This is a genomic window from Cryobacterium sp. N22 (assembly GCF_002929555.1).
GTDB lineage: Bacteria > Actinomycetota > Actinomycetes > Actinomycetales > Microbacteriaceae > Cryobacterium.
The window spans coordinates 217397-237993 of the sequence record NZ_PJJP01000038.1; the positions used below are offsets into that span (position 1 = coordinate 217397).

Consider the following 20597-nt stretch of genomic DNA (forward strand, 5'->3'; position numbering starts at 1 on the left):
GCGCGGCGATATCGCCTACGAGCAGAATCAGCGAACTCACAGGGGCGCGCGACACCACGGCCACCTGTCGAGAATGGCTACCCGGCGTCGACGGTGATCTGGTCGAACACTGTCACCAGCGACGCTTGGCGCACCGCCAGATACCCCGGATCGGGCCGGGAGCTCTTCGATCGCTCATTCCACAGCCCTGGACCGATCCGGCTGTAGTCCAGCTCGAACGCGGTAATCTCGGCGACCTGCTCCAGGAACAGCTTGCCGGTGCGCCCATTCCCCTCCCGGCCGAAATGCGCCTGGTTGATGTTGGCGTAGACGTACGCGGCGGTGGTCACGAACTCACGTCTCGGCAGCGCCGGCAGGTCCGCGTTGCGGATCGCTTCGGTGGCGTTTCGCCAGTAGTTGTCGATCTGGTTGGGCTGGGCAAAAGCATGCGGGCCCTTGACCAGTCCGTGCGGCCGCACCGCGCCGGCCCAGTTCGGGTACAGCTCAGCGAACATCGCCGCATGCATCCGCCGCGCGTGAGCCAGGTCGTACGTTCGCTCAATCGCTATCTCACCCGTCTGGATGGAATCCCGCGCGCGCTCGGCCAGGACGTATTCGACCTGCTGCAGCATCGTGCCATCGCGGATGCCCCAGGCATTGCGCATCACCGGCACCCCGCCCTCCTCGCCGAGGGGATACAGCGTGGACGAGAAATCGGGGTACGTCGCATCGAACAGCTCCGCGCCGGTGATCAGGTCTGGGGCGTCAAAACCGAAAAGGCCGAGTTCGGCCAGAGCACGATCCTGGAACTGATGTGGCGAGATCCTCTTCGTGGCCAGGAGGACCGCCAGCTCGACGTCGCGCCGAGACGCCTGGCGTCCCTCGTGCGCATCGCTTCCGAAGTTGCTGACAACCCGCCTCGCGGAGGTCGCCTCGACCCCCTCGAAGAGATCGGGGTGCAGCGCACGAACATCGTAGCCACCGGCCATGAGGTGCCCTTTCGTGGACTGGTCTAGTCCCTGTCGGATGCCGCGACCGGCGTGACATCCCAGACCACGGGTGCGGGGTAGAACGGGTTGACGGCGGGATCCGGCTCCGAGAGGGCCAGGTCGGCCACGTTGTGCCAGCCCAGTCCGACCACGGCGGAACCGATCGGTGCCGTGTAGAGCACACAGGCGATGTACTCGTTGGGGCCCCGGTCCTCGTCGAGGTCGAAACGCCCGATCTCGAACGGGCAGGCCGTGTCGGCCGTCATCGAGCCCAGGTACTCACGCTGCACGATGCCGCCCTCGGTGCCGTCATCGAGCAGCGGGCGCAGGAGGGGCGTCGTGTAGGCGGACACATCGCCGGTGACCCAGCGGTACTGCATCACGGCGAAGAACGGGGTGTCCCCCGCGTACTCCGCACCGTTGTCGAAGCCGTCCCAATAGGAGGGATCGCCCTCGACCACACCTAAGACTGTCGTCTCGATCGCGTCTTCCGGCACGCCCTTGTAGTTCGCCTGCGGGAGCAGAGCGATCTCACCTGTCCCGAGGTGCTGTCCGGGCACTGCTGTGGGCGCCTGGTCGGCCGGCATGGTGACGGTGTCGAACGGCATCGCGGGCGGCTGGTTGTCGACCTCCGCCTCGACCGAGCAGCCCGTCAGCAGAGCGCCGACAACGAACGCTCCGGCAAGCGGCAGCACGGTCCATCGACCTGTCAGTTCACGAATTTTCATGTTTCCCCCTGCTGTAAACATTGCAGCGCGTGGGGACAAAAGCAATTTGGCTTAGGCGGCCGGTGTGGGACCCGTTCGAGTGCGCAGGCACACGGCCTGCACGGCCAGTCCGGCCAGGGGCCCGGCGGAGAGGGCCAGCGCAGCGCGGCTTTCCAGGGTCAGCGGTATGAACAGGATGGCTACCGAGATCACCGCGGCGACGATCCAGCCTGCGGCGTACCCGCGGTGCTGTCCGCGTGCCACCAGCGCGGAGCCGGTCACGCACAGGGCCCCGATGAACCCGGATGACACCACCAGCGGGACCAAGGCCGAAGCCGACAGCGCGAAGTCCCCTCGGCTGAGCATGTCGAAGAGGCGAGGTCCCCAGAGGGCGGTGGCTCCGGCCAGCGCCACCAGCACAACGGCGATGACGGCCATCGCCTGGCCGATGAGTCGCCAGGGAGTGGCGGGCGACACCGCGAACCGGGTGATGAGGTAGCTCTGCAACGCGAAGAGCGGGACGAGCACAGGCGCGCGGGTGAACGTGACGGCCAGGATGAGGGCCCCGAGCTCCTCGTTCTGGTCCGGCCTGGCGAAGAACGCCAGCACCATCGGGAATCCGTTGACGATGAGCGCCATCGCGGTGGCCGCCACGACCGTATGCGCCGAGTTGACCAGAAGCCGGCGGTAGCCGGATGACGTCCGGGAGACGGCCATCGTCGTTCGGGGCGACACCAGGAAGACTATGGCCAGCGCGAGCGGGAATGGGAGGATGACCGCCCAGGCCAGCACCTGCAGGTCACCTCCGAGCATGAGCGCGCCGGCTACGCCGGCCAACCGCAGGATGCCATCGAGTGCGATGACGGCCGCCAGGTGGCTCCACCTGTTCGCCCCGGCGAAGGCGCCGCTGAAGGTGGCCACGAAGACGTTCGCTCCCGCCCCCAGGGCGACCTGGACGACCAAGCCGGCGTGTGCCGCCCCGAGGGTCGGCGGCGCCCACCAGACGCCGGTGACCAGAACAACAGCGACCACTCCGGCCGCGATAAGGGCTGCGAACACCCAGAATGATCGTCGCCGGTCCGTGTGTGCGGCGGTTACCCGTTCAACGGCCGCCGCCCGCGTGGTTTCCTGCTGGATGCCGAAGAGGACGCCGACGATCAGGAACAACGACGACCAGTACACCCCGAAGACGGCGTACCCGGCGCTGCCCAGCGCACGAAAGGCCAGGAGCATGACGACGAATCCCGACAACCCGCTGACGGCTGTCGCCGGAAGGACCCAGCGCGCCGTGGCGGTTCGTGTCACATCAGGGGCGGCGGTGTCGGATGTCGGCAGCGAAGATGTCATCAATTCGTCAGTCTAGCCAGCGCCCCGATGCACCCCGGCAGGCGTTCCGCCCTGAGCGAAGGGCCGCACAAGAGACCTGCCAGTTCGCTTAGCTGGGGCCATGAGGCGAGTACTTGTTTTGGGTGGGACCGGCTGGCTGGGTCGGGAAATCGCGCGGACCGCGATTGCCGAGGGGGCTGCGGTCACCGCTCTGGCGCGTGGAGAATCCGGGGCGGTCCCCGACGGGGCTCGGCTTGTTCGAGCGGATCGGTTGCGGCCGGGCGCATACGACGCCCTCGCAGGCGACTGGGACGAGATCATCGAGCTTGCCGTCGAGCCGGGGCTGGTGGGCCCCGCGCTTGACGCCCTCGGTGATCGCGCCTCCCATTGGACGCTGGTCTCGAGTGTCTCGGTGTACGAGAACAACACCAGCCCGTTCGCGGACGAGTCGGCGGTCACAGTGGAGCCTCTCGACCTGGCACAGTACGCCGACGCCAAGGTGGCAGCCGAGCGGTTGAGCGCAGCACGCCTGGGAGACCGGCTGCTCATCGCCCGGCCCGGCCTCATCGTCGGGCCGGGCGACCCCAGCGACCGCTTCGGCTACTGGCCGGCCCGACTGCACCGAGGTGGGCGGGTCGTCATCCCGGCAGCGGAAGGCCGCTACGTGCAGGCCATCGATGTTGACGACCTCGCCGGGTGGATCGAGCGGGCCGGACGTGACCACCTGGTCGGAGTGGTGAACGCGGTCGGCGCGGTCCACCCGATGGATGGCTTCTTCCGCGAGCTCAGCGCGGCAACGCGGTTCCGCGGCGAGCAGGTCAGCGTCGATGACGCTGACCTGCTGGCGAGTGGTGTCCGGTACTGGGCTGGCCCCCGGTCGCTTCCACTCTGGCTCCCCCTGTCGGATGCCGCCTTCGCTCAACGCGACGGCTCCGCCTACCTCGCAGCCGGCGGCACCCTGCGTCCTCTGCGGGAGACGCTGGCTCGCACCCTGGAGGACGAGATCGCGCGCGGCCTGGACCGACCACGCCGCGCGGGCCTCACCCCGGACGAGGAAAGCGCCGTGCTCGAGAGACGATTGGGGACCGGGAGCTAAGACGCAGGACGCCGTCGAGTGTGGACTCAGGCGGCGGGGAGCACGTCGACAAGTTTGCCGTCGACCAGGTGCACAACTCCGTGCATGCGCGGGAGATGCACCAGGTCGTGGGTGACGAGCAGGGTTGACGTGCTCAACTCATCGGTGAGGCGCAGAATCAGGTCGATGATGCTGGCGCCGCGTTCTTGGTCCAGGGCGCTGGTGGGTTCGTCGACGAGAAGGACGCTGGGGTCGTTCATGAGTGCTCTGGCGATGTTGACCCGCTGGCGCTGGCCGCCGGAGAGCTGGTGCGGGCGCTTGCCACGTTGGTCGGCGAGGCCGACCGCGTCGAGGAGCGAATCGGCCCGCGTGGTGGCTTTTCCGCGGTTCCGCCGGCTGTGCCGGGCACCGAGCTCGTTCATGACGGTCAATTGTTCCCGCACGGTGAGGGAGGGGATGAGGTTGGACTGCTGGAAGACGATGCCGATCTTGTCGCGGCGCAGTTCGGTCGCTTCACCCGGAGTCAGTCCTGTGGTGTCGATGTCGTCGATGAGGACCTGGCCGGTGTCCGGCCGGATGAGGGTTGCCGCGACGGCGAGGAGGCTCGATTTTCCGGAACCGCTGGGTCCGGTGATGCCGGTGACGGTTCCGGGGTGGGCGGTGAGGGTGACGTGGTCGACGGCGGTGACGCGGCTGTCGCCGTCGGGGAAGGTCAGGGTGATGTCGTTCAGGCGGATCATCGGTTGCTCCCAAGGGCGGTGAGGGGGTCGGCGGAGGTGACGGAGCGGAGCGCGAAGGCGGCGCCCGCGAGGCCGAGCGCGATCATGATCACGCCGGGCAGAACCGTCGTGATCGGGCTGAGCAGGAAGGGCAGTGCAGTGCCGGCGAGAGTTCCCAGAACGGCGACGAGTCCTAAACCGACCCCGATGCCGACCAGCAACACGATCAAGGCTTGGCCGAGAGCGTCACGCACAAGCGATGTGGTGCTGGCGCCGAGGGCCTTGAGGACGGCGATGTCGCCTTTTCGCTGCATAGTCCAGACCGTGAAGAACGCACCGATCACCAGACCGGAGATTCCAAACAGCATGGTGACCATGAGCAGGAGCGATCCGATCTCGGAGCGGAACGCGCTGAGCGCCATCAGGGAACCCAGGGTGCTCTCGGACACTGTCGCGTTCGTCGCGTCGGCGGCAGCCCAGTCGGGGGTTCCGGCGACGGCAAGGACGGTGGCGTAGGCGTCGGGGTTCCCGGTGGCGGCGGAGTAGTCCTGCCAGTCGTGGAGGGTCATCTGCACGACGGGTGTGTGGCTGTACCAGCCGTCTCCGTCGATGGTTTCGACGGTGTAGGTGGTGCCGGCGATCGTCACGTCATCACCTTCGCTCACGCCGAGGTCTGTCGCCGCGGGATCGGACAGGCCCAGGCGGCCGTCGCGGGTGGGTGCGGCCCGGTTGAAGCCCGGTTGCACACCGAAGACGGCGATCGCGGCGCGGGTGGTGCCGGCCTCGCCGCGGGTCTGGCTGATCCCGATGGGTTCCGCGGCGGTGACCGCATCCGTTGACGCCCAATCCCTCGCCTGCTGCTCGGTGATGGTGGAGTCGGAGAAGGTGGCACTGGATTCCCCGGCAGCTGGGGCAGAGAACACGATGCGGTCGCCGGGAAGTGCGAGCACGGCCGAGATGTTCTGTGTCGCGAGCCCTCCCGTCAGCCCGCTGAGAAAACCGACGAGAACGGTGATGAGGCCGACGACGGAGCCGATGAGGAGGAACCGTCCCCTGGCGAAGCGAAGATCGCGTAACGCGACGAACATGTGGTGTGCCTTTCCTGTCACCGAATGTGATGACAGTTCCCACTTTCCCGTCTCGCTCCGGTTCGGTCATCGGCCGCCCGAACACCGTTTCGCACCCGGAGGGAGTACCCGCCCGTCGTACATTCGAACGATGATCCTCAAACGGTGGACACGTAAACTCGGCCCCATGGTCCACACTGCTCTGACCCCGGTCTTCGTGGGTCTGCGAACCGGCCTGCACGTCCTGTTCGTCGCCTTGACCGTTCTCGTCATCGTCCGCGCGGTGGTCGCCCCCACCGACGCGAGCGTCACCGTTATCGTCGTGTCGGTCGCCCTCGTGGTGACCTACGGCCTCGGAGCGGCCATCGGCCGCCCGGGTCGTTTCCGCTCTCGCTTTCCGAGGCAGAGCTGGTTGGCTCTGCTCACCCTCGAGTGGGTGGCCCTACTGTGGCTGATCCCGGAGGCCGCATACCTGGTCTTTCCCCTGTTCTTTCTCTACCTTCACCTCCTCGGCCGATGGCGGGGGGCCGCCGCGATCCTGGTTTCGACGGTCGTGGCGATCTGCACCCTCGGGGTGCACAGCGGATGGACCGTCGGCGGGGTGGTGGGCCCGTTCGTCGGCGCCGGAGTCGCACTCCTGATCGGCCTCGCCTACCAAGCGCTGGCTCGCGAGGCCGAACAGCGCGAGGCCCTGATGAGAGAACTAATCAACACCCGGGGACAACTCGCCGCGACCGAACATGAAGCCGGCGTGCTGGCAGAGCGGGCCCGTCTCGCACGAGAGATCCACGACACGCTGGCTCAGGGGCTCTCCAGCATTCAGATGCTGCTGCACGCCGCCGAACGCACCGACCCCGACCGGCCCGGCGTCGAGCACGTCCGGCTGGCACGCGAAACGGCCGCCGCGAACCTCGCCGACGCCCGCCGCTTCATCCGCGAGCTCACCCCACCGCAACTCGACGACCAGGGTCTCGGCGGAGCGCTCCGCAGGCTCGCTCAGACACAGTGGGCGACCCAGGGACTCGAAGTGACCGTTCGGGTTTCCGACAGCGTCGCGCTGCCGATGCATCTGCAGACTGCGCTGCTCCGCATCGCACAGGGCGCAATCGCGAACGTCATCCAGCACGCCCACGCCTCCACCGCCACCATCGCCCTCGCCGTCGACCGGGACGAGCTGTGCTTCACCGTCGTTGACGACGGGACCGGATTCGACCCGCTGCTCTCCACCAGGGATTCGGCAGAGAAGACGGATTCCTTCGGCCTGCAGGCCACACACGAGCGTGTGCAGCAGCTCGGCGGAACCCTCACCATCGACAGCGCACCCGGCCGCGGAACCACCCTGACCGTCAACCTATCCCGCACGGAGACCCCATGATCAAGCTCGTGATCGCGGATGATCACCCCATCGTCCGTGCCGGACTCAACGCATTGTTCAGCCTCGAGGAGGACTTCGACGTCGTCGCCGAAGCGGCCACCCCGGAGGAGGCTGTGCGGGCCGCCGAGCGCGAGAATCCGGATGTCGTGCTGATGGACCTCCAATTCGGTGCTGGTGAGGCTTCCACCGGCGCCGACGCCACCCGGCGCATCCGGGCTCTTGATGCGGCGCCGTATGTGCTGGTGTTGACGAACTACGATTCGGATGCTGACATCCTCGGCGCGGTCGAGGCGGGGGCGAGCGGATATCTCCTCAAAGACGCGCCACCGCACCAGCTGATTGCGGCGGTCCGAGCCGCGGCCGCCGGGGAGAGCGCCCTTGCACCCGTGATCGCCTCTCGCCTATTGAGCCGGATGCGCGCCCCCCAGGTCAGTCTCAGCGCCCGGGAAATGGAAGTGCTTGAGCTCGTCGCCCGCGGCAAGTCCAACACCGGGGTCGCCGCTGATCTGTTCGTCAGCGAAACGACTGTCAAGTCGCACCTCGCGCATATCTTCTCGAAACTCAACGTCACCTCGCGCACCGCCGCCGTCTCGGCCGCCCGGGACCGTGGGATTCTGCGCTGACTCGTGAACGGAAGGCTGGAGGGCGGATTTGACGGCGGCGCCCGTCTGATCGACGGAACGATTCGCCGGGTTCCCGGTATCTGGACTCCGGCGGTGAACGCCCTCCTGCAGCATCTGGCAGCCACGGGATTCGTCGGGGCGCCGCGCCCGCTCGGGACTGACATGCACGGGCGCGACATCGTGAGCTATCTCGAGGGATCGACGGTCGGTAGCGCCCGCCCCTGGCCGCAGTGGACCCACAGCGACGAAGCGCTCCTCGACGTGGGCGACTGGCTGCGGCGCTATCACGGCGCGGTCGCCGACTTCGAGCCGCCCGCAGGGTCGCTGTGGCGGGAGGGCCACGTGTGGAAGCCAGGCCTGGTCATCGGGCACAACGACGCGGCGCCCTACAACGCGGTGTGGAATGACGTCGGGCTCGTGGGTTTCGTGGACTGGGATATGGCTGGGCCGACCACGTGCGCCGAGGACCTCGCCTGGGTCGCCTTCTCCTGGGTTCCCCTCCACGCGCGTCAACTCGTACTGGACGAAGGATTCACGGCGTTCGGGGAGCGCCGGGCTCGCCTGGAAACATTTCTCCGGGCCTACGGGTGGGCCGGCACGACAAACGATGTGCTCGAGCTGGTCCGTCGACGTGTGCAGACACAAGTGAACGTCATCCGGTCCGTAGCCGCCGACGGCGACAAGACCTATCAAAGAATGCTGGCTCACGGGGTCGACCGCACTCTTCAGGCCGCCTTGGGTGAGCTCGACACCGTCTGACGCCGCGGTCGACCGCAGCGAGCGCGGATGTGGGAGGCTGACTCCCATGGAGACGCTTACGTCAGAGATCTGTCGGCTCTAGGGATGGCTGAACGCACGCGAGTCGAACTTGGTCGCCGTGAGGACCTCGGGGCCGACTGCGCCAATTGCTTCGGCCTCTGCTGCGTGGCATTGGCTTTCGCCAAGTCCGCGGACTTCCCCGTCGACAAACCGGCCGGCGAACCCTGCGTGAACTTGGACGAACGCGATGCCTGCCGGGTGCACACCGAGCTGCGGCCCCGCGGCTTCAAGGGCTGCACGGTGTTCGACTGTTTCGGCGCCGGTCAAAAGGTGTCCCGGCAGACCTTCGCTGGACGGTCGTGGCGAGACGATCCAGCCACCCGCGATGCCATGTTCCGCACCTTCCCCATCGTCCGCCGGCTTCACGAGCTGCTCTGGTATCTCGATCAGGCGCTCACCCTCGTCGAGACCACGAACGCGGATGCCCCGCTCCTGGCCGTGTTCGAAAGGGTGCTCGCTCTCAGCAACCAGCAGCCCGATGCCCTCACCGGCCTCGATGTCGACGCTGAATTCGATCGCGCCCGCCCGCTCCTCATCGAGGCGAGCGACCTCGCGCGAAGAACCCAGGGAGATCAGGGTGCCCGCGTCAGCCGGCGTACGGGCGGACGCAGCCTCGGCCCCGGTAGCGACCTCGTGGGCGCGAAGCTGGCCAATGCCGACCTCCGGGGTCTGACCCTTCGGGGTTCGCTGATGATCGGCGCGGATCTGCGGCGTGCCCGCCTGGGCCGGTGCGACCTTCTCGGCGTGGACCTGCGAGACGCGAACCTTTCCGGCGCCGACCTCACCGGGGCGATCTACCTGACCCAGATGCAGGTCAACAGCGCTCGTGGGGACGACACAACGGTGCTCCCGGCTGGATTCAGCCGGCCCTCGCACTGGCACGCGAGGTAGCGACAGCCGCGCCCCGGACGGGCGACGTCAGCTGCGGGTGCGGGGTGCCGCTGTGCTCTCGCGCACCACCAGTTCCGGTGCGATCGCGGGAATCATTTCCGCAGCCTCACCGGCCATCAGCTGCAGCAGCCGGTCGACCGCGAGGCGGCCGACCTCGTCGAAGTCGAGCCGGATGGTGGTGAGCCCGGGCTGGAAATATCGGGCCTCGCTCATGTCGTCGAAGCCCACGACGCTCACGTCGCCCGGCACCGACAGACCGCGTTCGGTCAGAGCCTTCATGATTCCCAGGGCCATGGAGTCGTTGGCGGCGAGCACCGCCGTGATCGACGGGTTATCGGCGATGAGCAGTCCGGCGCGGTAACCGGATTCGACGGTCCAGTCAGCCGTGGCGAACTCGGGGTTCACCGGGCGGTGGGCGGCGGCCAGCTCGGCCATCCAGCCGGCGCGGCGAGCATCCGACGCCATCCAGCCCCGCGGTCCGGCCACGTGCCACACGGTTTCGTGCCCGAGGTCGAGCAGGTGCCGGGTGGCCAGTCGTGCACCGAGTCCGTCATCCATCGTCACGGCGTGCGAACTGGCCGGCGCGCCCTGTTCGAAGCGCACGATGGGCACGTCCAGGTCCAGCCCGTTGAGCACCGGAGCCGCGGCGGACATCGGCGCCAGCACGACAATCCCATCCACGGAGTCACCCAGCAGGGTGTCCACAGCCGCCCGGATGCCGTCCGAATCGACGTCGGAGATGCTGACGAGGCTGGTGGCGTAGCCGTTGCGGCGCGCCTCCTCCGCGACTCCGAACAGCACCATGGTCGAGCCGTGCACCGGCAGGGAATAGCTGAGCACCCCGAGGTTCATCGAGCGATTCGTCGCCAGCGCGCGCGCCGCCGAATTGCGGTTGTACCTCAGCTGAGTGATCGCCCGTTCCACCCGCTCCCGCACCTCGGGTCCCACATTGCTGTGGCCGTTCACAACCCGCGACACGGTTTGCTGGGAGACACCGGCGAGCCTGGCCACGTCGATCATGCGCACGCTGCGGTTGGTCGGCCGCAGGCTCTCGCTCACCGGGAGCTCAGGAGAAGTCGACATTGGTCAAGAATACTCCAGTTGACCGCGATAGCGCACTATCACCACAGTTTTACCTTTCAGCCGAACCCGCCGGATGGCGCACTGCATTCGGCGTTTCATCAGCAAGAACCACCGATTTGAGCGACGTCATGGCTGGCAGATGACTCCGATAGTGCGCTAACATCGGCGGCTGATAGTGCGCTAACATTCAACCGCGGGCATCGATCCACCTCCCGCCCAACTCACCACAGCCCTGACAAGGAAGTCGATTGTGACCAACGCCTCACCCTCACGCGATTCGGAGCCGTCCACCGAGTCGTACGTCATCGGAATCGACTACGGGACCCTGTCCGGCCGTGCCGTGGTGGTGCGGGTCTCCGACGGTGTTGAGCTGGGTTCGGCCACGCTGGACTACCCGCACGCGGTGATGGACACGACGCTGGTCTCGACCGGTGCGGTGTTGCCGCCGGAGTGGGCGTTGCAGGTGCCGCAGGACTACGTGGACGTGCTCAAGAGCGCGGTGCCGGCTGCCGTGCTGGACGCCGGCATCGACCCCGCCCGGGTGATCGGTGTTGGCACCGACTTCACCGCGTGCACGATGGTGCCGACTCTGGCCGATGGCACGCCGCTGAACGAGTTGCCCGAGTATGCCGGGAACCCGCACGCGTACGTGAAGTTGTGGAAGCACCACGCGGCGCAGTCGCACGCAGACCGGATCAACGAGCTGGCCGCGGCGCGGAACGAGTCCTGGTTGCCCCGGTACGGCGGACTGATTTCCAGCGAGTGGGAGTTCGCGAAGGGCCTGCAGCTGCTTGAGGAAGCTCCCGAGCTGTACGCGCGGATGGAGCACTGGGTGGAAGCGGCGGACTGGATCGTCTGGCAGCTCACCGGCCGGTACGTGCGGAACGCCTGCACCGCCGGGTACAAGGGAATCCTGCAGGATGGCGCCTACCCGAGCGAGGAGTTCCTGGCCGCGTTGAACCCGGGCTTCGCGCAGTTCGCCAACGAGAAGGTCGCGCATCAGATCGGCCAGCTCGGTGCCGCCGCCGGCACCCTCTCCGCCGAGGCCGCCGCGTGGACCGGGCTGCCAGAGGGCATCGCGGTTGCCGTGGGCAACGTCGACGCGCATGTCACCGCCCCGGCGGCGCAGGCCGTGTTGCCGGGCCAGATGGTCGCGATCATGGGCACCTCGACCTGTCACGTGATGAACTCGGACCACCTGGCCGAGGTTCCCGGCATGTGCGGTGTCGTCGACGGTGGCATCGTGTCCGGCCTGTTCGGCTACGAGGCCGGCCAGTCCGGTGTCGGTGACATTTTCGCCTGGTACGTCAAAAACCAGGTCCCGGCCCACTACTACGACGCCGCGGCCGCGTCGGGGTTGAGCATCCACCAGCACCTGACCGAGCTGGTCAAGGACCAGCCCGTCGGCGGCCACGGCCTCGTGGCGTTGGACTGGCACTCGGGCAACCGGTCGGTGCTGGTCGACCACGAACTCTCCGGTCTCGTCGTCGGCACCACCCTGACCACCCGCACCGAGGAGGTGTACCGGGCGCTGTTCGAAGCGACCGCGTTCGGCACCCGCACCATCGTGGAGACCTTCAACGCCTCCGGGGTGCCGGTGACGGAGTTCATCGTGGCCGGTGGGCTGCTCAAGAACGCGTTCCTGATGCAGACCTACTGCGACATCCTGCGCCTGCCGATCTCGACCATCGCCAGCGACCAGGGCCGGGCGCTGGGCTCGGCGATCCACGCGGCCGTCGCCGCGGGCGCCTACCCAGACGTACGCGCCGCCGGGCAGGCAATGGGCAAGCTCAACAAAAACGTGTACACGCCCAACGAAACCGCGGCGACGGCGTACGACGCCCTGTTCGCGGAGTACTCGCTGCTGCACGACTACTTCGGCCGCGGCGCCAACGACGTCATGCACCGCCTGAAAGCCATGAAGCGCAACACAACGAAGGTGGAATCGTAATTGAGTTCCTTTGGACCCGAGATCGAGGTGGCGATCGCGAGAGTACGCGAAGACATCGCCCGCCTGCACGGTGAACTGACCAGCAACGGCCTGGTGGTGTGGACCGGCGGCAACGTGTCGGGCCGGGTGCCCGGCGCTGACCTGTTCGTGATCAAGCCGAGCGGCGTGGATTACGTCGATCTGGCGCCGGAGAACATGATTCTCTGCGACCTGGACGGCGCTGTCATCCCGGAGACGCCCGGCTCGGACCGGTCGCCGTCCAGTGACACGGCCGCGCACGCCTATGTGTACCGGAACATGCCCGAGGTCGGCGGGGTGGTGCACACGCACTCGACCTACGCCACCGCCTGGGCCGCCCGCGGCGAAGAGATCCCCTGCGTGATCACGGCGATGGCGGATGAGTTCGGTGGGCCGATTCCGGTGGGCCGGTTCGCGATCATCGGCGATGACACCATCGGCCAGGGCATCGTCGAGGCTCTGACCGGGCACCGCTCCCGGGCGGTGCTGATGCAGAACCACGGCCCGTTCACGATCGGCAAGGATGCCCGCGACGCGGTCAAGGCCGCCGTGATGGTCGAAGACGTCGCCCGCACCGTGCACCTGGCCCGCCAGGGCGGCCCGCTCATCCCGATCCCGCAAGAAGCGATCGATTCCCTCTTCAACCGCTACCAAAACGTCTACGGACAAGCACCGCAAGGAGCCCTTAAATAATGTCAACCACCACACTCAACACGAGCCTCGACCAGTACGAAGTCTGGTTCCTCACCGGCAGCCAGAACCTCTACGGCGAAGAAACCCTCCGCCAGGTCGCCGAACAGTCCCAGACGATCGCCGACGCCCTCAACGCCTCCAGCGACGTTCCGGTGAAGGTCGTCTGGAAGCCCGTGCTCAAGGACGCCGAGTCCATCCGTCGCGCCGCCCTCGACGCGAACAGTGACGACACGGTCATCGGCCTGATCGCCTGGATGCACACGTTCTCGCCGGCGAAGATGTGGATCGGCGGCCTGAACGCTTTGACCAAGCCGCTGCTGCACCTGCACACCCAGGCCAACGTCGAACTGCCCTGGGCCGAGATCGACTTCGACTTCATGAACCTGAACCAGGCCGCCCACGGCGACCGCGAGTTCGGCTACATCCAGACCCGCCTCGGTGTGTCCCGCAAGACCGTCGTCGGCCACGTCTCCAACCCCGTCGTCAGCGCCTCCATCGGCACCTGGACCCGCGCCGCCGCCGGTTGGGCTGCGTCCAACAGCATGAAACTGGCCCGGTTCGGCGACAACATGCGTTACGTCGCCGTCACCGAGGGTGACAAGACCGAAGCCGAACTGCGTTTCGGCGTGCAGGTGAACACCTGGTCGGTCAACGAACTCGCCGACGTCGTGCACGCCGCCACGGATGCCGACATCGACGCCCTCGTCGCCGAATACGAAGAGCTCTACGACGTGGCCCCGGAGCTTCGCCGCGGTGGCGACCGGCACGAGTCGCTGCGCTACGGCGCCGCGATCGAAATCGGCCTGAAGTCATTCCTCGAAGCCGGCGGCTTCAGCGCCTTCACCACCAACTTCGAAGACCTCGGCGCCCTCAAGCAGCTGCCCGGCCTGGCCGTGCAACGCCTGATGGCCCAGGGCTACGGCTTCGGCGCCGAAGGCGACTGGAAGACCGCGATCCTGGTCCGCGTGGCCAACGTGATGGGCTCCGGCCTGCCCGGCGGCGCGAGCCTGATGGAGGACTACACCTACGACCTCACCCCCGGCGCCGAGCTCATCCTCGGCGCGCACATGCTCGAGGTCAGTCCGTCCCTGGCGACCGCCAAGCCCACCCTGGAGATCCACCCGCTGGGCATCGGCGGCAAGGAGGACCCGGTGCGCCTGGTCTTCAATGCCGCCCCCGGCCCCGCCGTGGTGGTCGCGATGAGCGACATGCGCGACAGGTTCCGCCTCACGGCGAACGTGGTCGAGGTCGTCGAACCCACCGAAGCCCTGCCCAAGCTCCCCGTCGGCCGTGCCGTCTGGAAGCCCGCACCGGACTTCGCCACCTCAGCCGCCGCCTGGCTCACCGCCGGCGCCGCCCACCACACCGTCATGTCGACAGCCGTCGGCATCGAGGTGTTCCAGGATTTCGCCGAGATCGCTCACACCGAGCTTCTCGTGATCGATGAGACCACCACCCTGCGGGACTTCTCCCGCGAGGTGCGTTGGAACCAGGCGTACTACCGCCTGGCGCAAGGCCTGTAGCGCTCAGCCGCCTACCACTTGCCCTCTTCCGGACGAGTTGCCCCGCACAGCGGGGCGGCTCGTCCGGACGGGGGCACTTCGGTGTGATGGGTCAGTCGCCGACGTGCACCACGCGGTTGCGGCCGTCTCGTTTGGCCACGTACATGCGCACGTCAGCCGCCCGCAACAGCGACGAGCTCGTAGCCGCGTCGTCCGGGGCGAGCGCGACGCCCAGGCTCACGGTGACCCGCAGGCCCGCGTCGATGGGCGACCAATCGTGACCGGCCACATCCAGCCGTACCTTCTCACACAGCGCGCCCGCGGCGGCCGCGTCGTGCGCGGGCAGAATAAGAAGGAACTCCTCGCCGCCCAGTCGTGCCGCGATGCCCCCGGGAACCGTCTCGACGGCCTCCGTCAATATGCGGCCGAGCGTTCGGAGCACGTCGTCGCCGACCTCGTGCGAGAGCGTGTCATTGATGCGCTTGAAATGGTCGACATCGAGCATGGCGATGGCGACGGGCGCGCCGCCCTCGCGGAGGAGCGACAGCAGGAGACTGAGGTGCTCGTCGACGAACCGGCGGTTGTGCAACTCGGTCAGCGGATCGCGTTCGGCCATCTCGCGGTAGCGCTCGCTTTCCCGACGGGATTCAGCCGTCTGGAACATCGCCTCGAGGATGCGCCCGCGCGCCTCGTTCTCGCTCGCGCCGAGCGCGATGGACTGTTCGTGGTAGCTGCGATAGGCCTCGAACGCCGCCCGGAAGTCCTCCCGCTCGGCGTGGATCTCGGCCTGCTCGCGGATGAGCTCGGTGGCCCAGCGCACGAGTCCGTTCTCCCTTGTGAGCTCCCGGCACTGGTCGACGACGGCCTGGGCCTGATCCAGGCGTCCCAGTCTGCGACAGGTCTCGGCGAGGGTGACCTGGGCGGCGGCGATGCTGTCGGGGTGAAAGTCGACCGGCTTGGCCTCGATGGCCGCCACCAGGGTCGCTTCGGCTTCCTCAAGCCGTCCGGCAGCGAGGTAGACCCTGGCGATGGTGTCGCGGGCGTACATGCCGATCGGGCGGTTGTTGAGTTCGGACAGCGCGAGCAGACTCTCCACCGCGACCAATGCGTCGTCCTGGTTGCCGGCCAGGTACTCCGAGAAGGCGAGGTTGTTCAGGATCATGTAACGGATGCTGGTTTCCGGGTCGTCGATGACCAGACGAAGCGCCTCGTTGTACCGGCGGCGTGCCTCGTCGAACGAACCCGCAGAGCCGAGGGCATCGGCCAGGGTCAGGCGGGCTGCGGCCCGCATCAAGGGGCTCTCGGACTCGCCGAGGAGGTCGTTCGTTGCGACGGCGTGTTCCAGGGCCAGGGCCCGGTCGCCCACCATCTCGAAGACCGAGCCGAGAACGTCGTGGCAGCGAGACTGCAGGGTGGGCTCGCCGTGCCGCTCTGCCCAACGCAGAATGCGCTGCACATCGGTTGCGCCCTGGCTCGGATCGCCCTTGCGGGTCATGATCGAGGCCACCTGCACTTCCAGGCGCCGGCTCAGCGCACCGTGCTCGCCTGGTCCCAGCTCCGCCAGCCAGTCCTGGGCGGCGGCGAGCGCAACGTCCTTGTCGATCCAGTACTGGCGCTCAACCCAGGCAAGACGCTCATCGACCGTCAGTTGCTCGACTGCCGTCACCGCGCCCCCACTCCCCAACAGTCGCCTCCGTTCCCGCCGGAAGTCTTCTCGAGGGAGAGGACGCACTGTTGTGGCTCAGCATAGCCGTCCACGGCCTCCCCCGACCCAGGTTTGCCGCCGTGCTGTTCTCACCCGTTCCGGGTGATCCAGAACCGCCCTGTGTGATTACCGTGAATACCAGCCAAGGACTGTGACATGCTGCCCCATGCGGCGGCAGGGCCTCGGCCATACGCTACAGAGAAAGGTGCCGACCATGAGTTTCTGGTCTAATTTCTGGGATTTCATCGGATTCTTCTTTTGGACATTCGTGTTCGTGTCCTACCTCTTCGCACTCTTCGCTGTGATCATCGACGTGTTCCGGGATCGCACCCTGAACGGTTGGGCCAAGGCGGCGTGGCTGCTCTTCATGGTCTTCGTACCCATCCTGACCGTGCTGGTGTACGTCATCGCACGCGGCCGCAGTATGGCGGAGCGCCAGGTCAACGCTGGAATGCAAGAGAGGGCGAGTACCGACGAGTACATCCGGTCGGTCGCCGGCAGCAACCCCGCACAAGACATCGCCCAGGCCAAGCAGCTCCTGGACTCGGGAGCGATCAGCCAGGGTGAGTACGCGGTTTTGAAGGACCGGGCACTGGGCAACACCCAGGCCCGATCCGACGTCGTCTGACAACTACAGCCAGCGGGCGGTGCATCCGAGATGCCGCCGCCCGCTGTCGCTGTGTCCGTGCTCGGTCAGAACCCGCGCCCGCCGGTGACCGGCAGCACGGCACCGGACGTGTACGACGCGTCCGTCGAGGCCAGGTAGACGTATGCCGACGCCAGCTCGGCGGGTTGACCGGCCCGACCCAGCGGGGTGTCCTGGCCGAAGGTGGGCAGTTTGTCGGGCCACGACGTCGCGGGGATCAGCGGGGTCCAGATCGGCCCGGGTGCTACGGCGTTGACCCGCACCCCGGTGGACCCCAGCTGCTGGGCGAGGGCCTGGGTGAACGCGACCAGCGCCGCCTTGGTCATCGCGTAGTCGATCAGCTCCGGTGACGGGCTGGCCGCCTGGATCGAGGTGGTGGTGATGATCGACGACCCCGGCTCGAGGTGCGGAATCGCGGCGCGCGCGATCCACAGCGTGGCGTAGAGATTGGTCTTGAAAACCCTGTCGAACTCCTTCGTCGAGAGGGTCTCCAGCCCGTTGCGGTTTTCCTGGTAGGCGGCGTTCAGCACGAGGATGTCGAGGCCGCCGAGCTGAACCGTGGTGTGCTCCACGATGTCGATGCAGTGTTGTTCGTTGCGGATGTCGCCGGCCAGCAGCACCGCGGTGCGGCCGGCAGCGCGCACGAGGGCCGCGGTGTCTTCGGCGTCGGCCTGCTCGTCGGGCAGGTACGAGATGGCCACGTCTGCGCCCTCGCGGGCGAAGGCAATCGCGACGGCACGGCCGATCCCCGAGTCGCCACCGGTGATCAGCGCCCGCTTGCCCAGGAGCTTGCCGGTGCCCGCATAGGTGTCTTCGCCGTGGTCGGGGCGCGGCAGGGTCGCCCCGGTGAGGCCGGGCTGGTGCTGCTGCTGTGGTGGGAAGCCGCCGGTGTGGTAGCTGGTGACGGGGTTCCGGACGTCGGTCATGAAAGCTCCTTGCGGCACGAGGGGTCAAGCCGGAGAACGGCTTGCCAGGTTCATGACTAAGACGAGCCCAGCGGTCCAATCGTCACGGCAGGAGCGGGATTGCGTCCTGTGCGCCCGGTTCGAGTTCGTGGCGAGCCGCCAACCAGCTGTCGAATTCCCGGGCCGGAATCGGCTGCGACATGTAGAAACCCTGCGCGTGATCGCAGCCGTACCGGGCCAGCTCGTCGTACGCCACGCTGCTCTCGACACCCTCGGCCACCATGCGCAGGCCCAGGCTGTGGGCCAGCTCGATGGTGGACGCCACCAGCGAGGCCGCGCGGGCGTCGTAGGCCATCGGCAACACGAATGACCGGTCCAGCTTGAGTTCGTCGATGGGAAGGTCACGCAGGTAGGAGAGCGAGCTGTAGCCGGTGCCGAAGTCGTCGACCGCGATCTGGATTCCGGCTTCCCGCAGCCGGGTGAGCACGTCCCTGGCCCGGTCCCTGTCGCTCATCAGGAAGTCTTCGGTGATCTCCAGCATCAGCGCCGACGCCGGCAGCTTGCGTGCCGCGACCATGCTCACGATCTCCTCGGGGAGCTCGACGTTGACGAGCGAGCTTGCCGACATATTGACCGCGATGGTCATCGCGTGGCCGTCAGCCTGCCAGAGCACGGCCTGATCGAGCGCCTTGGTCAGCACGATCCGGGTGAGCGCGTGCATCAGCCCCGATTCCTCGACGAGGTCGAGGAAGTCCTCGGGCAACAGCAGCCCGCGGGTCGGATGCTGCCAGCGCACGAGCGCCTCGACGCCGGTGACCTCGCCGGTCTGCAGGCCGATCTTGGGTTGGTAGTGCACCAGGAGTTGGTCGTCGGTGACGGCCAGACGCAGTTCCTGCAGGGTACGCAGCCTGGTGTCGCCGTGGCTGTCGTCTTCGGACTGGTACACGTGGTGGCCGTGCCGGCCGGACTTGGCCTTGTACATTGCCATGTCGGCACGACGCAAGAGGTCGCTGAGGTCATGGCCCTGTTCGGGGAACAGCGCAATGCCGATGCTGACGCTGGTCTGCACGGCCAGCCCCTCAAGGGTGAAGGTCTGGGCGAGCGCGTCGCGCAGGTCCAGTGCCACGGCAGTGGCTTCGGCCTCGCCGGCGTTGCCGAGCAGGATGGCGAATTCGTCCCCGCCGAGGCGGGCCAGCCTGGCGTCCTCCGGCAGCGCCGCCGCCAGACGGGCGCTCACCTGCACCAGCAGCCTGTCGCCGACATCGTGGCCGAGGCTGTCGTTGACCTCCTTGAACCTGTCGAGGTCAAGCAACAGGAGCGCGCTGTGCCGTTGACGCCCGCTCGCACGGCTGATGGTGAGCAGAGCCGGCGCATCCGCGTAGAGCGCGCGCCGGTTAGGCAGGCCGGTCAGGTCGTCGGTTCGTGCCTGCCGGCGCAGCAGTCGCTGCCGGAACACCAGCGGGATCGCGGCCAAGGACACAGTGAGGCTGGCCAGGATGACCGCCGCAACGGGCTGGACGATTTGCGTCCCCAGGATGAGCACGCCCAGTCCTGCGGCGACAGCGACCGCGGGGACGAAGAGGGCCGGGGTCTTCCTGTCAGTGAAATAGGTGCCGGGGTGCGGGCGTCCGGCGGCGTCGACCCACACGGCCATGAGGGCGGTGCCGAGCGCCCACGCGGCGTCGAGGGGAAGGCCGACGAGGTAGGTGCCGCTCACCTCGAGAAGCGCGTATACGACGTCCGCGGCGGCGAAGACGACGAGGCCGCCGACGAGGAAGGCCCAGCGCGGGCCAATGCGCAAGCCCGGAGCGGCGGCGATGCCGGCGATCGCGGCGACGAGGAGCAGGTCGAAGACCGGGTAGGCCACCGCGACGGCCGTGGCCAGGATCGCGGACTCGTCGACCGCCTCGGTGAGCACCGGGCCGAGGAGCGCAGCGAGGACTGCAGCGGCACCGAGGGCACCGACCGCGCTATCCAGCAGGACGGACCAGGCCAGGCCGCGCATCTGGCTGCGAACCAGGGCGATCAGGGCGAGGAGCATCAGTGGGTAGAACAGCAGGTACCCGACATCGGCCGGAGACGGGAACGGCAGTTCGCCCGACGCATCCATCGCGAGCACGTAGTAGGTGTCGGCGGCGGCGTTGAACGTCAGCGCGAGCGTGGCGAACAGCACGTCGCCGCGGGCGAAGCCCGTGCGCACAGCGGCCAGCCAGAAGACCGCGGCGGGGAGCCACTGGGTGAGCTCCCCCAACCAGATGTCAACGACGGGGTTCGGGCCCTCGCCGTGCAGCAGCAGCCCGATCGTGTAGGCCGCCACGAGGATGAAGACGGCCCAGATCAGCCAGCGGTCTCCGCTGCGTCGGGAGTTCGTGTCACGCCAGTTCCGCCACACGTGACTCTCCCTCAGATCTCGGTTCAGCCTACCGCCCGGCGACCTTTGGTCCCCACCGCAGGGCGCTGGCCCGGAGACGCAGAATGGCCCCGGCGTCACGCCGGGGCCATTCTCTTAGGGCTGGAAATGCCG

General features: G+C 67.6%; 18 protein-coding genes. 9 read left to right on the forward strand and 9 right to left on the reverse strand.

The features are described from left to right. Positions 1-77 precede the first annotated feature (77 nt). The 3 genes from CXY76_RS14985 to CXY76_RS14995 are packed head-to-tail and all read right to left on the reverse strand — an operon-like array spanning position 78 to position 3022. Positions 78-968 carry a Fic family protein gene (locus CXY76_RS14985; protein ID WP_104165915.1) on the reverse strand — a complete coding sequence of 297 codons (891 nt, stop codon included), beginning with the start codon at positions 966-968 and terminating at the stop codon, positions 78-80. 23 nt (positions 969-991) lie between these two features. Further along, positions 992-1696, reverse strand: coding sequence for a hypothetical protein (locus CXY76_RS14990; protein ID WP_146073473.1), 705 nt, complete (start codon positions 1694-1696; stop codon positions 992-994). Between the two features lie 51 nt (positions 1697-1747). Beyond that, the gene (locus CXY76_RS14995) at positions 1748-3022 is read right to left on the reverse strand and encodes a lipopolysaccharide biosynthesis protein (RefSeq protein ID WP_233199887.1); all 1275 of its coding nucleotides are present in this window, start codon (positions 3020-3022) and stop codon (positions 1748-1750) included. A 100-nt stretch (positions 3023-3122) separates the two neighbouring features. Here CXY76_RS14995 and CXY76_RS15000 point away from each other — a divergent pair, with 100 nt between their 5' ends. After that, positions 3123-4097: an NAD-dependent epimerase/dehydratase family protein gene (locus tag CXY76_RS15000; protein WP_104165919.1), complete on the forward strand. Its 975-nt coding sequence runs from the start codon at positions 3123-3125 to the stop codon at positions 4095-4097. A 26-nt stretch (positions 4098-4123) separates the two neighbouring features. Here the strand turns inward: CXY76_RS15000 and CXY76_RS15005 are convergent, their stop codons facing one another. Next, positions 4124-4816 carry an ABC transporter ATP-binding protein gene (locus CXY76_RS15005; protein ID WP_104165921.1) on the reverse strand — a complete coding sequence of 231 codons (693 nt, stop codon included), beginning with the start codon at positions 4814-4816 and terminating at the stop codon, positions 4124-4126. After that, the gene (locus tag CXY76_RS15010) at positions 4813-5883 is read right to left on the reverse strand and encodes an ABC transporter permease (protein WP_104165924.1); all 1071 of its coding nucleotides are present in this window, start codon (positions 5881-5883) and stop codon (positions 4813-4815) included. Before CXY76_RS15010 ends, CXY76_RS15005 begins: the two co-directional genes overlap by 4 nt. Before the next feature lie 166 nt (positions 5884-6049). Between CXY76_RS15010 and CXY76_RS15015 the strand changes: the two genes are divergently transcribed. From CXY76_RS15015 to CXY76_RS15030, 4 genes are all read left to right on the forward strand, one after another. Next, on the forward strand, positions 6050-7237 hold the full coding sequence (locus CXY76_RS15015) for a sensor histidine kinase (protein ID WP_104165926.1): 1188 nt from the start codon (positions 6050-6052) through the stop codon (positions 7235-7237). Beyond that, complete coding sequence (locus CXY76_RS15020) at positions 7234-7860, forward strand: response regulator transcription factor (RefSeq protein WP_104165929.1); 627 nt, start codon at positions 7234-7236, stop codon at positions 7858-7860. Before CXY76_RS15015 ends, CXY76_RS15020 begins: the two co-directional genes overlap by 4 nt. A gap of 3 nt (positions 7861-7863) precedes the next feature. Further along, a complete protein-coding gene (locus CXY76_RS15025) occupies positions 7864-8619 on the forward strand; it encodes a phosphotransferase (protein ID WP_104165931.1) in 756 nt (251 codons plus the stop codon). An 84-nt stretch (positions 8620-8703) separates the two neighbouring features. Further along, a complete protein-coding gene (locus CXY76_RS15030) occupies positions 8704-9570 on the forward strand; it encodes a pentapeptide repeat-containing protein (protein WP_104165934.1) in 867 nt (288 codons plus the stop codon). Between the two features lie 27 nt (positions 9571-9597). Here CXY76_RS15030 and CXY76_RS15035 read toward each other — a convergent pair whose 3' ends face one another. Then, positions 9598-10653 (reverse strand): LacI family DNA-binding transcriptional regulator, encoded by a 1056-nt coding sequence (locus CXY76_RS15035; protein ID WP_233199889.1) that lies wholly within the window; start codon positions 10651-10653, stop codon positions 9598-9600. Between the two features lie 250 nt (positions 10654-10903). On the opposite strand from CXY76_RS15035, the gene araB reads away from it, so the two are divergent. The 3 genes from araB to araA are packed head-to-tail and all read left to right on the forward strand — an operon-like array spanning position 10904 to position 14838. Beyond that, positions 10904-12604 carry a ribulokinase gene (gene araB, locus CXY76_RS15040; protein WP_199190323.1) on the forward strand — a complete coding sequence of 567 codons (1701 nt, stop codon included), beginning with the start codon at positions 10904-10906 and terminating at the stop codon, positions 12602-12604. After that, the gene (locus tag CXY76_RS15045) at positions 12605-13315 is read left to right on the forward strand and encodes an L-ribulose-5-phosphate 4-epimerase (RefSeq protein ID WP_104165938.1); all 711 of its coding nucleotides are present in this window, start codon (positions 12605-12607) and stop codon (positions 13313-13315) included. Next, the gene (araA, locus tag CXY76_RS15050; protein WP_104165941.1) at positions 13315-14838 is read left to right on the forward strand and encodes an L-arabinose isomerase; all 1524 of its coding nucleotides are present in this window, start codon (positions 13315-13317) and stop codon (positions 14836-14838) included. The genes CXY76_RS15045 and araA overlap by 1 nt, the downstream gene beginning before the upstream one ends. Positions 14839-14929: 91 nt before the next feature. On the opposite strand, the gene CXY76_RS15055 is transcribed toward araA, so the two are convergent. Further along, positions 14930-16483 (reverse strand): diguanylate cyclase, encoded by a 1554-nt coding sequence (locus tag CXY76_RS15055; RefSeq protein ID WP_104165943.1) that lies wholly within the window; start codon positions 16481-16483, stop codon positions 14930-14932. Between the two features lie 253 nt (positions 16484-16736). Here CXY76_RS15055 and CXY76_RS15060 point away from each other — a divergent pair, with 253 nt between their 5' ends. Next, positions 16737-17150 (forward strand): PLD nuclease N-terminal domain-containing protein, encoded by a 414-nt coding sequence (locus CXY76_RS15060; RefSeq protein ID WP_104165945.1) that lies wholly within the window; start codon positions 16737-16739, stop codon positions 17148-17150. A 65-nt stretch (positions 17151-17215) separates the two neighbouring features. Here the strand turns inward: CXY76_RS15060 and CXY76_RS15065 are convergent, their stop codons facing one another. Together CXY76_RS15065 and CXY76_RS15070 are read right to left on the reverse strand one after the other, a co-directional pair. After that, entirely contained in the window at positions 17216-18094 is an 879-nt protein-coding gene (locus CXY76_RS15065; RefSeq protein WP_104165947.1) for an SDR family oxidoreductase, read from the reverse strand. A gap of 82 nt (positions 18095-18176) precedes the next feature. Then, the gene (locus tag CXY76_RS15070) at positions 18177-20465 is read right to left on the reverse strand and encodes a bifunctional diguanylate cyclase/phosphodiesterase (protein ID WP_104165949.1); all 2289 of its coding nucleotides are present in this window, start codon (positions 20463-20465) and stop codon (positions 18177-18179) included. Positions 20466-20597: the final 132 nt, after the last annotated feature.